Genomic DNA, 15360 nt, shown 5'->3' with positions numbered 1-15360 from the left:
CCTGTTCGTAAAGCTCCTCGCGAGAAACCATCGCCACCTTCCCAGCCTCTGTCTTTGGCGCACCATACGTGCAACCCCGCAGTCCATCAATCCAGGATGTAAGTGGGTGTTGATTTTGTCAGTTTTGACGGTACTTTATTGGAGGGCTGGATTCGACCTTCGCTGCTTACGGCACGCAGCAAAATGGCCGATAGATATCGATAGTCCACAGAATTTTTAGAGGTGCGGCGGCGTCGAAAAAGGCTGTAAAATCAAAAGGCTAGCTTTTTGACGTTCCCGTCCGCGGTGCAGGGAGTGGAAGTGCAAATTTTCATCAATGAAAACAACTACTTAGGGTATAAAAAATAATAGAGTGGGTATTGTTTGTGTGTTGTTGTCACACGAGACAAGAGGCATAGACCTGAGGGCACTTTAGTCATCGTCAGGCGATGATGGTGTCGATTGGCGGCGATAATATGCTTCAAGCGCGGCAAGCCCGGCTTTAAGGTCGCGTGCTCCGCGTTCGCCGAGCCTGACAAACAGCTCGGTCTCGAAATCGTGGGCGAGCTTCGCCAGATGATCATACGCCTTGAGGCCGGCAGGAGTGAGTTCGAGATGCTCTGTTCGACGGTCGGCTTCATCACGGCACCGTCTGAGCCAGCGACGTTTTTCCAGAGAGAATACGGCGCGACTGACTTTGGTTTTGTGCATTGAAGAATGCATACCGATAGCGGTGGCAGTCCGGGCACCGAACTGGCCAAGTGTCGCCAATGTGCGCCATTCCGGGCGAGTCAGACCATATCGTTCGCGATATTGACCGGAAAAGCGTCTGCTGATGGACTCTGCGGCCTTGTTCAACCTGTAGGGCGTAAAATCCTCCAGGATGAGTGGAGCGCGTTCGAGCGTATTGTTTGTCATTGGTAAAAATCCTTCCCGCAATTGATAGTTACAAAAAAGATTGTCACAAAAGCAACCAAATAGACGGGAGGTTTGATGATGACCCTTGGCTACATGCCCGGTTTCGGCAATGATTTTGAAACAGAATCGCTAGCAGGCGCACTGCCGCAAGGACAAAACTCGCCGCAACGCTGCGCTTATGGTCTTTACGCGGAGCAATTGTCCGGTTCTCCGTTCACCGCGCCCAGAGGCATAAATGAACGCTCCTGGCTGTATCGGATACGCCCCTCGGTCAAGCATAGTGGCCGCTTCACACCGGTAAAGCGTGAGCAATGGAAGACAGCCCCCAACCTTGATGATCACGAACTGCCAATCGGTCAGTTGCGGTGGAATCCAACTCCGATGCCGACAGGTGCCATAAACTTTGTCGACGGTATTCGCACCATGACGACTGCCGGCGATGTACATGGACAAGCCGGAATGGCCGCCCATGTCTATGCTTTCAATCAGGACATGGAAGACGATTATTTCTTTAATGCAGATGGCGAGATGTTGCTGGTGCCCGAACAGGGACGGCTTGGTATCTTTACGGAGATGGGCATTATCGAAATAGAACCATCCGAAATTTGCGTCATACCGCGTGGCATGATGTTCAAGGTTGCTGCGCTCGACGGTGAGGCCCGCGGCTATATTTGCGAAAACTATGGAGCAAAGTTTGCATTGCCGGATCGCGGTCCCATAGGCGCTAATTGCCTGGCCAATCCCCGTGACTTCAAAACACCGGTCGCCGCATTCGAGGAGAAGGAAACACCGTGCAGGCTCCACGTAAAATGGTGCGGCAAATTCTATGAAACCCGGCTCGGTCATTCTCCCCTGGACGTGGTTGCATGGCATGGAAACTATGCGCCATATAAGTATGATCTGCGTACGTTCTCGCCCGTAGGAGCCATTCTTTTCGATCACCCGGACCCATCTATTTTCACGGTGCTTACGGCCCCGTCAGGTGAAGAGGGAACAGCTAATGTCGATTTCGTGATTTTCCCGCCGCGATGGCTGGTGGCAGAACATAGTTTTCGTCCGCCTTGGTATCATCGAAATATAATGTCGGAATTCATGGGGCTGATTTACGGGCAGTATGACGCCAAGGAAGAAGGCTTCGTGCCCGGCGGCATGAGTTTGCACAATATGATGCTTGCTCACGGGCCTGATGCTATGGGGTTCAACAAGGCGTCAACCGTAGAACTGAAGCCGCAGCGATTGGAAAACACAATGGCTTTCATGTTTGAAACACGATTTCCCCAACATCTCACGCGCTTTGCTGCCGAACTGGAATCTCTGCAGGACAATTATGCTGATTGCTGGACAGGCCTTAAAAAGCGGTTCAACGGTACACCTGAAGGGGATTGGTCAGAATGAAACTGGCATCAATCAACAATGGTACGCGCGACGGTAAACTCATCATCGTGTCAAAAGATCTGGCGTACTATACGGATGCCTCCTTTCTGGCGCCTACGCTACAAGCAGCACTGGATAACTGGACGCGCATCGTGCCTCATCTACAGGCACTCGCCACCAGTTTGGATCATGGCGCGGTGCCTGCTGTGCGTTTTCACGAACACGAGGCGTTGTCGCCGCTACCACGGGCCTATCAATGGGCAGATGGCTCGGCATACGTCAACCACGTGGAGTTGGTCCGGAAGGCACGTAATGCTGAAATGCCGGAAAGCTTCTGGACGGATCCTCTCATATACCAGGGCGGTTCAGACAATTTTCTAGGTCCGCGTGACCCGATCCGAATGGACGATGAAGCTTACGGTATAGATATGGAAGGCGAGGTTGCCGTTATCGTTGATGACGTTCCGATGGGGGCAACGGTCGACGAAGCGCGCTCAGCAATTCGTCTGATAATGCTGGTCAACGACGTCAGCTTGCGTAGCCTGATACCGGTAGAACTGGGGAAGGGGTTTGGCTTCTTTCACTCCAAGCCATCTTCAGCTTTTACACCGGTTGCGGTAACGCCGGAGGAGCTGGGCGAGGCGTGGGACGGGGGCAGGATCAGTTTGCCCCTTATTGTCGATCTCAACGGCAAGCCCTTTGGCCGCGCGAATGCAGGCACTGATATGACATTCGATTTCCCCGGATTGATTGCTCATGCCGCCAGGACAAGATCCCTGTCTGCAGGTGCAATCATCGGGTCGGGCACCGTATCAAACAAACTTGATGGCGGGCCGGGAAAGCCGGTCGCAGAGGGTGGTGCGGGCTACTCGTGCATTGCGGAGATTCGTATGATCGAAACGATCAACAGCGGCTCTCCGAAGACTCCATTTCTGCACTTCGGGGATGTCGTTCGTATCGAAATGCGCGATGCACATGGGCGATCAATTTTCGGCGCGATTGAACAACAGGTCGAAAAATATGAGCGCTGAGATGGTCCTTTTTGATTACTGGCGGTCATCGGCCGGTTATCGTGTCCGGATCGCCCTCAACATGCTGGGACTGGCCTATGCGCGCGTCCCCGTCGATCTGCTTAAAGCCGAACACAAGGACCAGGATTACCTTGCGCAGAACCCGCAAGGCCTGGTGCCGACATTGGTTTTGGACGGTCAGCCTATGACCCAGTCATTGGCTATCATTGAATATTTGAACGAGACATTTCCCGAAGCGGGCTTTCTTCCGACGGACGCACCGGGACGGCAAAGAGTCCGCGCCTTGTCGTATGCGATAGCAATGGAAGTTCATCCGGTTTGTAACATGAATGTCGCCGCTCATGTTGTGTCACTCACAGGAGATGGTGATGATGTTCGCGCAAGCTGGATGCGTAAATTTATTGCTGAAGGGCTGACGTCCTTTGAATTAATGCTGGACCGTTCTGGTACTGGTATGTTTTGCCACGGTGATACGCCCGGTATGGCAGACTTCTGCCTGGTGCCACAGATTTACAATGCCAGGCGATGGGGAGCCGACATTGGGAGTCTTGAGCGCATCAACGTGATTGCAGAGCGATGCGACGCCATACCGGCTTTCGCAGCCGCTCATCCTGATCAAGTGAAGTAGAGGCGGCGAGGTTACTCTGCCGCATCCATCTTGATGACGCCGCGCCGGATTTGATCCTCTTCGATTGACTCAAACAGGGCACGAAAGTTGCCCTCGCCAAAGCCTTCATCGCCCTTGCGCTGGATAAACTCGAAGAAGATCGGCCCGATAACTGTTTTGGAGAATATCTGCAGCAGAATTTTCGTCATTCCACCATCCACAACGCCTTCGCCGTCGATAAGAATACCGTGCTTTCTCATGCGATCCAGCGGTTCATCATGTCCATTTACGCGTTCATGAGATTTCTCGTAATAGGTCTCTGGCGGACCTGGCATGAACTTCAAGCCGTTTTCGTCAAGCTTGTCCGTCGCGTTGTAAATCGCCTCTGTTCCAACCGCAATGTGTTGAATGCCTTCACCCTTGTACTTGCGCAGATATTCTTCAATCTGGCTCTTGTCATCAGTCGACTCATTCAGTGGTATACGAATTTTACCGCAGGGCGATGTAATGGCGCGTGAAACCAGCCCGGTGAACTTGCCTGCGATGTCAAAGAAATGAATCTGCTTGAAGCCGAACAACTCGCGATAGAATGCCCACCACTTGTCCATGTTGCCGCGGTAGACATTGTGGGTCAGGTGATCGAGGTAATAAAAGCCAACACCTTCTGGTTTCGGATCGCGCTCGCCCAACCAATCGAACTCTTCATCGTATGCTGATCCATTGTCGCCATAGGTATCGACGAAGTACAGCATTGAACCGCCAATCCCGACGATCGCCGGAACATCAAGCGTCTTGTCATCACCCTGATAAGGTGTGGCTCCCTTTGCCACTGCATGGTCGAAAGCATGCTTCGCATCGACTACACGCCATGCCATCGAAGGTGCGCACGGACCATGTTCTCCGACAAACTTCATTGCGTGAGAGCCTGGTTCGGCATTCAGGAGATAGTTGATATCCCCCTGACGCCACAGCGTCATCTTTTTGGTTTTATGGCGTGCAACAGCAGCGTAGCCCATCCGCGTGAAAAGCTCCTCAAGCTTTTCGGGTTCGGGACGAGAAAACTCGACAAACTCGAACCCATCTGTGCCTGCGGGATTTTCTTCGCTGATTGTCGCTTTCGGTGCATCGTGCGGAAACGGGCCCATATCATCCTCCATACAGAACTGAAGGCGATTATTACTCAAATCGCCTGCAATGTGTTTGCATTCAGACGCCTGAACAGCGTACAATATGCACGATACGTGCGTGTTTTGATGAAAGGATGCGTAATTGGATTATCTTGATGCGTCAGATCGCAAAATACTCTTCTCCCTTCAGCAGGATGGGCGGCTGACAAACAACGAGCTTTCAGAACGGATCAATCTTTCTCCGTCGCAGTGTTCGCGTCGTCGTACGCGACTTGAGGAAGAAGGATTTATTCGTGGTTATCGTGCTGAAATTGACCGTGAGAAACTTGGATTGGGAATCGTCAATATTATTTCCGTGACCCTTGCCACGCACAACCGTGACAATGCCCGGCGTTTCTCGCAGCTCATTTCCAAACTTCCACAGGTGATGGAAGCCCATGCGCTGACCGGGGAGATGGATTATTTCATCAAAGTGGTGACCCCGGATTTGCGAGGACTGTCGGCGTTCGTCAACGAGGTGCTGTTACCGCATGAATCCGTACAGAACGTTAAGACGGCGATTGTTCTCGAAACCCTCAAAGAGGACGGGCGTTTGCCTATATGAATCTCGCCTGATTGCAGCAGCTGGCCGTTTACGCCATTATTGTTTTGCAAATGGATGATTGAAAGGCAGGAAATCACCTGACACAAGTGCAAGGTTTCAGACCGTCATTTCGCATTCTGCATTGGATCATCGCTATGCTGGTCTTTGCAGTGTGGCCACTTGGTATGCTGCTCAAATATTTTAAGGATGATGTTAAGCTCGACTTTTACCTTCTCCATGAATCGTTCGGATTTCTGGTGCTCTGGCTTATGCTGCTACGGCTGGGAATGAGGCTCACTCAAGGCCGGCCCACGCATCCACCCGACTGGACGGGCAATGTTTCCCGAATTGTGCATTGGTTATTATATGCTGCCTTGATTGTGATGCCGCTCAGCGGTTTCCTGGCAACGAATGCCCACGGTTTCCCGCTACAGTGGTTTGGTATCCTTCCGGTATGGAGTCCAATTGGACGCGAGCCGGCGATTGCTCCATTTTTCAGTGTGCTCCACGCTGGCACGGCATGGCTGATTTTGGCGCTGGTCGGATTGCATATTGCCGGGGCACTGTTCCACCGAATAATCCGCCGCGATGATGTTTTTCAAAGGATGCTTTAAACGGGCAAAGCAAGAATATCGGAATGCCCGACAAGACACTTGGTTCCGGCTTGCCCGATACGAAACTCCAGCCACTTCACAATTCTGTCTCGCTCCAGCATACCAGTTTCAGTGACTGCGGAAGCCAATCCATCAACGAATAAGCGATGGAGTTCGACGGCATTTTCGTCAATTGTCCAGTCACTTTGAGCAAGCTTAACGTCGTAACCCGCCTCGACAAATAATGCCGCTAAAGTACGGGCAGACTCAGGACCAAGAGCAGGCCCAAATCCCTTGTCAGAGCGCTGATGGAAGTTGAACAACTCAACCATGACAGGATCATCAGGGTGAGGGGCATCGAACACAATTTGTCCATTGTAATTCAAAGCCGCATACAGCCCAATTTTGAATCTGGAAAGTGCACTTGCAAGCCTTTCGATAAACTCTTTCGAGCAAAGATCGAAAAGCGCAGACGCACTGACAAGATCAGCTTCGCTCAGTGAGAGAGATGTCAAATCATTAAGGTCTGCGTTTTGATAAATATTGTTGTCGTTTTGAGAATGACGCCGGGCGGCTTCCTGAAGCAATTGTTTATCATGATCGATCAACCGCCAATGAGCATCAGGTATCAGTGGCGCAATAGCCCGGAATGTCGATCCGGTACCACTTCCCATGTCAGTGATATTCTGTCGCTTGGTACTTTGCAGAAACTTTGCAGCGTTTTGCAGCAAGCGTTGATCACGAGCCTGTGTATCCAACGGCTCGCGAAGGTCAAGCCAGTGGAGGTCAAATCCGCTCATTATTCGCCGTCTTTTGCAAAGCCGCCGAGAACAATTTTGCTGTGTCTACCCATTGAGGCAGAGACTGACCGTGGCGGAATGAGGCGTCGGCCATCCGATCCGCAAAGTTGCTATCTTGGATTGTGCGCCTCAAAGCACTGGCAAACGCATCTGGATCATCGGGCGGAACGAGTATGCCTGCATCCTCGGGAACGACCTCAGGCACAGCACCGGCACTGCACGCAATGATTGGCAAACCATGGGATAATGCTTCGGCAAAGACCATGCCGTAACCCTCGTAGCGGCTTGCCAGTGCAAAGATATCAGAGCGGGCAAATTCGCTGCGCGTATCATTTATCTGCCCGGTCAAAACAATACGGTCCGTGAGCTGGTTCTCAATGATTTGTCGTTGCAGCGCTGTATCATAATCCACATCCATCGTCCTGTTGCCAACGATGCTGCAATTCCAGGGCATGTCCGCGATTTTGGCAAGCGCGCTGACAAGCACGTCGTGGCCTTTGCGCGGTATGATGGAACCGATACTTAAAATATGAGGAATCTTTGATTGTCTTGGCGAGCGAATACCTCGCTCAGTACCTGGAATGGCGACGACGATCTTATCTTCTGGAACGTCGTAGTTTTCGATGAGCTGCTGACGGGTGGAAGAGGACGTAACAAATATGGCGTTTGCATACGCCAATGCCAGTTGCTCGGAATTTACAAGCGCGGTTGTCTCTTGAGCCGACACATTGCCTTCGGACGCAAGTGGGTGATGGACAAGTGCGACAAGAGTTAGTCTGTGCGCCAGTCGTGAGGCAATTTCGCCGAAGGTGCCATAGGCCAGGCCGTCTACCAGCACGAGCGAGTTCTGCGCCAGGGCACCCAGTGTTTTTTCGGCTTCTGAAAGTGTTTCAGGGTCGGGGAAAGGAAAGCCACCTCCAAGTGGGATCAAGCTCACATCCCATCCAAGTTTTCGCAACTCCGAGATGATCCGGCGATCATAGCCGTAGCCACCGGTTTTGGCTTCAAGGTCACCCGGGTAGGCAAAATACACGCAATGTGTCAAAGGTCAGCCTCATACCACCCGCGAGCCATGTGAGACTCATTGAGAAGAACGCGAATCTTGCAGATGCGTTGACTTCCCCTACCAAGCTCGCCTGATTGAACAGCCGTGGCGAGTTGATCAAATATGTGTTTTGCGATGACCTCTGTCGTTGTGATTTTGCCGGAGAACACCTCCATCTCATCAAGATTCTGATAGTTGAGCGGCTTCAAAACTTTCGACAAAATGGCTGTTGCCAATCCGATGTCGACTGCCAGCCCATCATCATCCAGTTCCCTGGTAAAAAACGCTGCGTCGACAACAAAGGTTGCGCCATGCATTGCCTGTGCCGGCCCGAAAACGGGCCGTGGAAGACTGTGAGCGATCATAATGTGATCACGAACTTCAATTGCAAACATGGATGTCTCCTCCGGGAGCTTCAGTAGACGATGCGATGGCACAAGGTGGAAGGCGATGCGATAATTCCGGGATAATCCTGGTCAAGTGTATCGAAGGATGTTTCTCCCGAAAACAATCCGTCGAGTTTTTCATTGGACAGTAGCGAGATCGCCACGCCAAGGCGTCGCGCGAATTGCCAGCGTGCCCGTCGCGTGCCGCCGATCCCTCCAACTTGCGAGCTCACGACAGAAAGACGCTGTGAGTGGAAGCGTGTGCCAAGCACTATCTCCGTTTTTTTGTCGCCAAACCAGCTGGCCTCCACAATTCGCCCTTCATAGCCAGCACATTCAATTGCCTGATTCAGCGCGGCAGACGAAGCGGATGTATTGATCACCACGTCACAATTGCGTGGTGCATTTTCTGGCGAAGCGAACGTAATGCCCAGGTTGGCAGCAGCGGTCTTCCGGTTGGAATTGATATCGACAAGAGCGGTTTCAGTTCCAATAATTCCAGTTGCAAGAAAAGCTGTGAGCAGACCAACAACTCCACCTCCAAATATGGTCACCCGATCTCCCGGAAGAATACCCGCATCCCAGATTACATTAAGGGCGGTCTCCATATTGGCTGCTAGTACCGCGCGCTCCGGTGGAACTTCGAACGGAATGAGGTGAAGATTGTTCTTGTCTGTCACGAAATGTGTTTGATGCGGGTGAAGACAAAATACCGGGCGGCCGATCAATTCGTCGGGGCCCGCCTGAACATCTCCGACAACCGAATAACCATATTTTACGGGAAAGGAAAAAGAGCCTTCCTGATGCGGGCAGGCCATGCTCTCATGCTCACCTGAAGGAACATTGCCGTTGAGAACAAGCGATTCCGTGCCACGACTTATTGATCCAAAACGGGCTTTTACCAGTACTTTATCATTGGCAACGGCTGGCAGGTCCCCGGTTCGCAATGCGCAAACCCCTGGTCCTTCAATCCACAAAGCCCGCGCTGTTCCGTTCGGGTATGATTGCGTCACGGGTTATCCATTCCGTATGTTTTCATCCAAGTTAATCATTTACTGAGTCCTTAAAAAAGCACGATACGCCGGACCGTCACTTTTTATTGAGATTCCGGACCTCTTCTGACATTGCATATGGAATGTAGTCAGCTAATGCTGGCTGCGGAGCAAATAATGACATCGGTATCAAAAGACAGCTTTCAGAGCGCTATAAATGGAGAGCATGCCACAACAGCGCTGCATGGCTCACAGCTGATAAAAAATTCGCTTGTTACCTTGGCGCTTATCGGCGGACTGGTGGTCGGGACTTCAATCTGCTTGATCCACACAAGCGGTTTCAGCCTGGCTTTTGCCTTCTTCTCGATCACTGCATATTTGTTCTCGAGCGTGATTGTTCTGGCAAAACTGAACGTTTACCCGCACGACCGTTTTGGTGCAGCCAATACCATCACCGCTATCCGGGCCGGAATAACATGCCTGATCGGTGGAGCACTGTTCGAAACCGGATGGCTTGTGGAACATTCGGCGGCCTGGCTGCTCGTTGCGGCTGCAGCACTCACATTATGTCTCGATGGCGTTGATGGCTACGTCGCCCGACACTACGGCACGAATTCAGAATTTGGAGCACGCTATGACATGGAGGTCGATGCAGCCCTGATCCTGTGCCTGTCAATTCTTGCATTTTTATACGGGAAAGCAGGCTGGTGGGTCATATTCATTGGCGGCATGCGATATCTGTTTGTTGCAGCACAATATTTCTCGCCACGGTTACAAGGAAAGTTGCTGCCCTCTCCAAGACGGCAGACGATATGTGTCTTACAGATAGTGTGCCTTGGTATTATTCTCGTCCCGGTCGTCGTCCCCCCGGTTTCAACGGGATTTGCAATTCTGGCGCTGATGACCTTGTGCTATTCCTTTGGACGCGACATCGCCGGCTTGCTTCATGATACGCCGGGATCGGCCAGCGCGATCGAAAAGCAGGCCAGATAAACAGGCCAAGGCCCGGCAGCGCGCCCACGGTAACTATGGCGCCGTACAGAATACTGGCTGCAACACCCTGGCCTGCAGTCATTCCCAGCAAAGGCCATAAGACGGCGGCAGCGGCCTCGCGTGTTCCCCAACCGCCAACAGTTATGGGAACGGTCATGGTCAGTAAACAGACCGGAATTATTGTCATCAAACCAATTACCGGCAACCGGGCGCCGATCGCGTTTGATGCGAGCGCAAAGACAGCGATGTAGCTGATAACGATTGTCAGGCTGAGAACGCCCTGAATCAACCACGCATACGGAAGGCCATAGCAGACCGACAGGCTCTGCCTGATCTTCTGAATAAACTTGCGCCACCACAATGATCCGGACAACCATATCAGCAGCATCATCACAACTACAAAAATCACGACACCAAGCACCGTGAGCATCACTATAAGTGCTTCGGATGGTGCAAGTCCCCCGTTCAGGAGTGGCCATACAATCAAACCCAGACCCCCAATCAGAAACAAGGCAACTTGTCCGGCAAATCGTTCCAGCAAAACTGCCAGAACAGGCACACTCCATTTTCGATCTGCCGAACGACTGCGGGCAGCACGCATGACATCACCGGCAATTCCGCCAGGCAGCACCATATTTACCAATGACCCGAGATAGTAGTCTGCGATGGCTTTGGCGGGCGGCAAAGGGTGTTCCAGCCGGGCTGCGGTATAGCACCACCGAAGTGCAGATAATATTATCTGGACTTGTACGATAAAGAGTCCGAGAAGAATGAGTTCCGGTTTTGCGTGGCTCAACGTGGTCAGGACCGTTTGTGCGTCCGATACCGAAAAGACCATAACCAGCAGTATGATGCCGAATACGGGTGCGACAAAATTTTTAATCTTACCGGAAGTCATAGGTCTGTCCCGTCCTTGATCCAGATCATACGATCAGACCGCGGGTGTGGAAAACATAGATTGGTGTCGAGTTTATGATGCATTCGGTACACACGACTGCCCGGCCTTTGTATCGCGCTTTCGACCGGTTGCGGATGCCGTTTGCAATCCTTGCTCTTTTGCTGGTTTTAAATTTTCCGGGCAATCCCGCAGACTTGCATGTGGGATACTTTATCAAACTGCCTGTCGAACTGTTGGCAATTATCCTGCTTTTGGTCTTGTCGCGTGGCGGATACTTTCGATTCGTCCGAACGCTCGTGACAATTATATCAGCGTCAGTGTTCCTGCTGAAACTGGCAGACATTGCCACTTATGCCGCCTTTTCCCGCCAGTTCAATCCGTTGTTTGATACCAAATTGCTGTTTGACGGATGGATCATCCTGACAGGGACATTGGGGAAAACAGAGGCTTCCATGATCGTATTCGTCTCGTCGCTTGGTTTCGTTTTGCTGGCGATGTCTGTCTATTGGTCCTTGGGTGCATTTCAATATACACGCGCCCGTCGCCCTCTGGCCATCGCATCAGGAATTGGCCTGCTCATAACGCCCGCCATACCAGCTTATCGCGCGGATAATGGATTGATTCAAACAAGAACGGCGGGTCTCATTGTTGATCGGGTGACACTTGTCGAGAAATCTTTGCGGGACAGGAATGTTTTTGCAGCTTTGCTCGGTAGCGATGTCGTAGCCGACATACCGGCGGGCCGGCGCCTCAATGCCCTTAAGGGCAAGGATGTCATTGTTGTGTTCATCGAGTCCTATGGCGAGAGCGCAATCCGAAATCCACGTTATTCCGATCTTGTAGACAAGCGACTGGCAAATATCGAACGGCAGATATCCGCCGCGGGACTGGTGTCCAGGAGCAGTTGGCTTTTATCGCCGACATCAGGTGGACTGAGCTGGCTTGCTCACGGAACTCTGTTGTCCGGTGTTTGGGTCGACAGCCAGCAGCGTTATGACCAGCTGATTGACAGTACGCGACCAAGTTTGAATATGCTTTTTCGGGAAGCTGGCTGGCGTAGCATAGCCGTAATGCCGGCCATTACCATGGATTGGCCGCAGAGCAGTTATTTCGGTTACGATACAGTCTATGCCGCGGGTAATCTTGGCTATCGTGGCAAACCGTTTAATTGGGTCACAATGCCGGATCAGTACACACTCTCGGCATTTCAAAAGTTCGAACGCGCTGGCCCACACAAACCTGTCATGGCTGAGATTGCCCTGATTTCCAGTCATGCGCCATGGACCCCGATACCGCACTTGATTGACTGGGCGGCGATCGGGGACGGGAGCGTTTTCAACGAGCAGGCAATTGCCGGCGATAGTCCGGAAGTGATCTGGCAGGATCCGGAGCGAGTTCGGAGCCAGTACGCGATTTCTATCGACTATGCACTGGAAATCCTGGGATCCTACATGGCCGAACATGGGAGAAATACAGTTTTCATATTGCTGGGGGATCATCAGCCGGCTTCGATAATTACAGGGGAGGGCGCATCTCGGGCCGTACCTGTTCACATCGTTTCCGATGATCCGGCGGTACTGGAAAAACTCGATGCAGAAAAATGGACTCCGGGCATGACGCCGGGAAATCAACAAGCGGATCCGATGGATACGTTTCGCGAGAGCTTTGTCCGCAGTTTCAGCGGTTAGATATAAATACTGTTCAGACTGTACTGCAGAGGTTTGCCAGCAATACTGCAAGCGCCACCCCGACACCCAAAACAGTTAGATATCTGATCGGGCATGAGTTGCATGACCAGGCGGATTCATCATCCTCATTCAGGTCTTCATATTCCGAGATATTGCTCGCATTTTCCATTCTGCGTTCCCCGTGCAGTTCTGGCCTGGCACTACCCTACGCTCACAACAGCTTTATGACGAGAGGGATTATTTCATTTTATTGTGGGAACCGGATTTGTATTCCAGTCCATTGCCAGTGGACAATACTGATCGTTCAATCATATTTCCGCTCGTCTGAAATGACCTTTCCATCGTTGGGCAACGTGCCTGGCATCACGATTTCTACCTTGCCGCGTAACTTGGTTGTCTCGAAAAGTTTCTTTGCGATGTAATCTGCATCGCCTGCGTCATGCTGCTCAACCATCAATGTCATGGCATCCTGTTCATCGGCCCGGGTGACAACAAGTCTGAGTCGCCCCGCAGCAGAAATGCTTTTGGCAACTGCCGCGATCTGCTCGGGTCGGACAAACATGCCCTTCACCTTGGTTGTCTGGTCGGCACGGCCGAGCCAGCCTTTTATCCGCAGGTTTGTCCTGCCATCAGGACTTGGTTCATCGATAATGCACGAGAGGTCGCCGGTGGCAAACCGGAACAGCGGATAGTCGCGGTTCACGCGGGTAATTACGATTTCACCGACTTCTCCATGGGGAAGGCTCTCTCCTGTGCCGGGACGTACAATTTCCAGGATAATGCCTTCATTGATTACCATGCCGGAGGCACCGCCCTCATATGCGATAATACCGAGGTCCGCAGTGCCATAACACTGTCTGACTGCAACTCCGCGGTTTTCAAGTTCATCGCGAAGAGATGCCGGGAGAGCAGCGCCGGATACGAGAGCTCTTTTGAGTGAACTGACGTTTCCGCCAGTTTCAGCTGCCTTATCGAGCAATATTTTAAGAAAATCCGGAGTGCCTACATAGGTGCCTGGCAAATACTGCGCTATCGCGGCAAGCTGATCGGCAGTGTTTCCCGGACCAGCGGGAATGACCGCGCATCCCAATGCGTGGGCGCCGCTCTCAAACATCGCACCGGCCGGGGTGAGATGGTAGGAAAAAGTATTCAGAACAACATCTCCCTTCCGTACGCCGGCAGCATATAAAGCCCGGGCAGAACCCCACCAGTCACGGCCATGTCCCTCCGGATCGAATATCGGTCCTGGCGATATGAAGAGACGCGCCAGAGCGCCGGTATCCGTTGCGTTGAAGCCGCCATAGGGCGGCTTCTGCTGCTGGAGAGATGGTAATGCCGACTTGCGCAGGATCGGAAGCCTGGAGAGTTCTGACCGGTTTGTGACGGTCGATAGATCTATGCCCGATAATTTCTCTGACCAGACCGGTAGTTCATTTACCGCACGGGCAAGGGCATGCTGCAGCCGGGTGAACAGCGCTGCTTCGCGCAATGCCGGTTCTGCAGCCTCAAGGACATCATAAAAGTCGGCCATTTGGTTCTCCGGTGATAGATTTCAAGCCAGCCAACGCTTGCGTCTGCGGTAATGTTTGACCTCGTGGTAGTTAACCTTGCCGGCGCCCCCGAGGTAAAATTCCTGCACATCAGGGTTCTGTTTGAGAACGTCGGCGCTCCCGCTCATTACGACATGTCCATTCTCGATGAGATATGCATGACGGACAATTTCCAGTGCTGCTGCAGCGTTTTGTTCGACGAGCAACACGCTTGTACCTTCGGCCGCGTTGATCTCGCGAATGATAGTGAAAATCTCGTCGACCAGGATAGGTGACAGTCCGAGGCTCGGCTCATCCAGCATGATCAGGCGCGGTTCGGTCATAAGTGCCCTGCCGATTGCCAGCATTTGTTGTTCGCCACCCGACAGATATCCGGCCTTGCTGCGAAAGCGTTCCTTCAAACGGGGGAAGTAGGTGTATACACGTTCTCGAAGCTCATTGAGACGACTGGTGCTGCCACCGGTGCGAAATGCGGCAATAAGATTTTCATCCGGTGTCAGGTGGCCGAACACACGGCGCCCTTCAAGCACGTGGACCAGCCCGCCGGCCACGCGCTCCGGAGCGCCAAGGGAAAGAATATCCTTTCCCTCCCACGAGATTTCCCCACGGGTAACAAGGCCCCGCTCGGGGCCAAGTAATCCGCTGATCGTTTTCAAAGTCGTGCTTTTCCCCGCACCGTTCGCGCCCAGGAGAGCCACGATGTCGCCTTGTGCAACCTCCAGGGAGACGCCTTTTATGGCAAGAAAAACCTTGTCGTAGATGACTTCGACATTTGAAAGCGAAAGACCTGCCACGG

The 15360-nt window shown here is 52.4% G+C and carries 15 protein-coding genes and 1 pseudogene; 7 read left to right on the top strand and 9 right to left on the bottom strand.

What is annotated here, in order from left to right:
- Window positions 1-411: 411 nt before the first annotated feature.
- Window positions 412-897 (bottom strand): MarR family winged helix-turn-helix transcriptional regulator, encoded by a 486-nt coding sequence (locus tag ABKW30_RS26755; RefSeq protein ID WP_348601998.1) that lies wholly within the window; start codon window positions 895-897, stop codon window positions 412-414.
- 78 nt (window positions 898-975) lie between these two features.
- On the opposite strand from ABKW30_RS26755, the gene hmgA reads away from it, so the two are divergent.
- The 3 genes from hmgA to maiA are packed head-to-tail and all read left to right on the top strand — an operon-like array spanning window position 976 to window position 3930.
- Window positions 976-2292, top strand: coding sequence for a homogentisate 1,2-dioxygenase (hmgA, locus tag ABKW30_RS26750; protein ID WP_348602063.1), 1317 nt, complete (start codon window positions 976-978; stop codon window positions 2290-2292).
- Entirely contained in the window at window positions 2289-3302 is a 1014-nt protein-coding gene (locus ABKW30_RS26745; RefSeq protein WP_348601997.1) for a fumarylacetoacetate hydrolase family protein, read from the top strand. The genes hmgA and ABKW30_RS26745 overlap by 4 nt, the downstream gene beginning before the upstream one ends.
- Window positions 3292-3930 carry a maleylacetoacetate isomerase gene (gene maiA, locus ABKW30_RS26740; RefSeq protein WP_348601996.1) on the top strand — a complete coding sequence of 213 codons (639 nt, stop codon included), beginning with the start codon at window positions 3292-3294 and terminating at the stop codon, window positions 3928-3930. Before ABKW30_RS26745 ends, maiA begins: the two co-directional genes overlap by 11 nt.
- 11 nt (window positions 3931-3941) lie before the next feature.
- On the opposite strand, the gene hppD is transcribed toward maiA, so the two are convergent.
- Window positions 3942-5054 (bottom strand): 4-hydroxyphenylpyruvate dioxygenase, encoded by a 1113-nt coding sequence (gene hppD, locus ABKW30_RS26735; protein ID WP_348601995.1) that lies wholly within the window; start codon window positions 5052-5054, stop codon window positions 3942-3944.
- A gap of 124 nt (window positions 5055-5178) precedes the next feature.
- Between hppD and ABKW30_RS26730 the strand changes: the two genes are divergently transcribed.
- Window positions 5179-5640, top strand: coding sequence for an Lrp/AsnC family transcriptional regulator (locus ABKW30_RS26730; protein WP_348601994.1), 462 nt, complete (start codon window positions 5179-5181; stop codon window positions 5638-5640).
- 86 nt (window positions 5641-5726) lie between these two features.
- Window positions 5727-6233 (top strand): cytochrome b/b6 domain-containing protein, encoded by a 507-nt coding sequence (locus ABKW30_RS26725; protein ID WP_348601993.1) that lies wholly within the window; start codon window positions 5727-5729, stop codon window positions 6231-6233.
- Here the strand turns inward: ABKW30_RS26725 and ABKW30_RS26720 are convergent.
- The 4 genes from ABKW30_RS26720 to ABKW30_RS26705 form a co-directional block, all read right to left on the bottom strand.
- On the bottom strand, window positions 6230-6886 hold the full coding sequence (locus ABKW30_RS26720) for a class I SAM-dependent methyltransferase (protein WP_348602062.1): 657 nt from the start codon (window positions 6884-6886) through the stop codon (window positions 6230-6232). The two genes, ABKW30_RS26725 and ABKW30_RS26720, sit on opposite strands and share 4 nt — an antisense overlap.
- A gap of 112 nt (window positions 6887-6998) precedes the next feature.
- Window positions 6999-8057, bottom strand: a complete 1059-nt coding sequence (locus ABKW30_RS26715; RefSeq protein ID WP_348601992.1) for a glycosyltransferase family 4 protein — start codon at window positions 8055-8057, stop codon at window positions 6999-7001.
- Window positions 8054-8452 carry a 6-carboxytetrahydropterin synthase gene (locus ABKW30_RS26710; protein ID WP_348601991.1) on the bottom strand — a complete coding sequence of 133 codons (399 nt, stop codon included), beginning with the start codon at window positions 8450-8452 and terminating at the stop codon, window positions 8054-8056. Before ABKW30_RS26710 ends, ABKW30_RS26715 begins: the two co-directional genes overlap by 4 nt.
- A gap of 20 nt (window positions 8453-8472) precedes the next feature.
- A complete protein-coding gene (locus ABKW30_RS26705; protein WP_348601990.1) occupies window positions 8473-9456 on the bottom strand; it encodes a zinc-binding alcohol dehydrogenase in 984 nt (327 codons plus the stop codon).
- 156 nt (window positions 9457-9612) lie between these two features.
- On the opposite strand from ABKW30_RS26705, the gene ABKW30_RS26700 reads away from it, so the two are divergent.
- Window positions 9613-10428 carry a CDP-alcohol phosphatidyltransferase family protein gene (locus ABKW30_RS26700; protein ID WP_348601989.1) on the top strand — a complete coding sequence of 272 codons (816 nt, stop codon included), beginning with the start codon at window positions 9613-9615 and terminating at the stop codon, window positions 10426-10428.
- 25 nt (window positions 10429-10453) lie between these two features.
- Here the strand turns inward: ABKW30_RS26700 and ABKW30_RS26695 are convergent.
- A pseudogene (locus tag ABKW30_RS26695) lies at window positions 10454-11326 on the bottom strand (lysylphosphatidylglycerol synthase transmembrane domain-containing protein); the annotation flags it as partial.
- A 74-nt stretch (window positions 11327-11400) separates the two neighbouring features.
- On the opposite strand from ABKW30_RS26695, the gene ABKW30_RS26690 reads away from it, so the two are divergent.
- Complete coding sequence (locus tag ABKW30_RS26690; protein ID WP_348601988.1) at window positions 11401-13014, top strand: sulfatase-like hydrolase/transferase; 1614 nt, start codon at window positions 11401-11403, stop codon at window positions 13012-13014.
- Between the two features lie 304 nt (window positions 13015-13318).
- Here the strand turns inward: ABKW30_RS26690 and ABKW30_RS26685 are convergent, their stop codons facing one another.
- Window positions 13319-14545 carry an AMP-binding protein gene (locus ABKW30_RS26685; RefSeq protein ID WP_348601987.1) on the bottom strand — a complete coding sequence of 409 codons (1227 nt, stop codon included), beginning with the start codon at window positions 14543-14545 and terminating at the stop codon, window positions 13319-13321.
- Window positions 14546-14566: 21 nt separating this feature from the next.
- A complete protein-coding gene (locus ABKW30_RS26680) occupies window positions 14567-15358 on the bottom strand; it encodes an ABC transporter ATP-binding protein (protein ID WP_348601986.1) in 792 nt (263 codons plus the stop codon).
- Window positions 15359-15360 lie beyond the last annotated feature (2 nt).

Origin of the sequence: Phyllobacterium sp. SB3 (assembly GCF_040009165.1) — a bacterium.
Lineage (GTDB): Bacteria > Pseudomonadota > Alphaproteobacteria > Rhizobiales > Rhizobiaceae > Phyllobacterium.
Note: the sequence above shows the minus strand (reverse complement) of the source record. Positions and strands in the feature narration are given on the sequence as shown.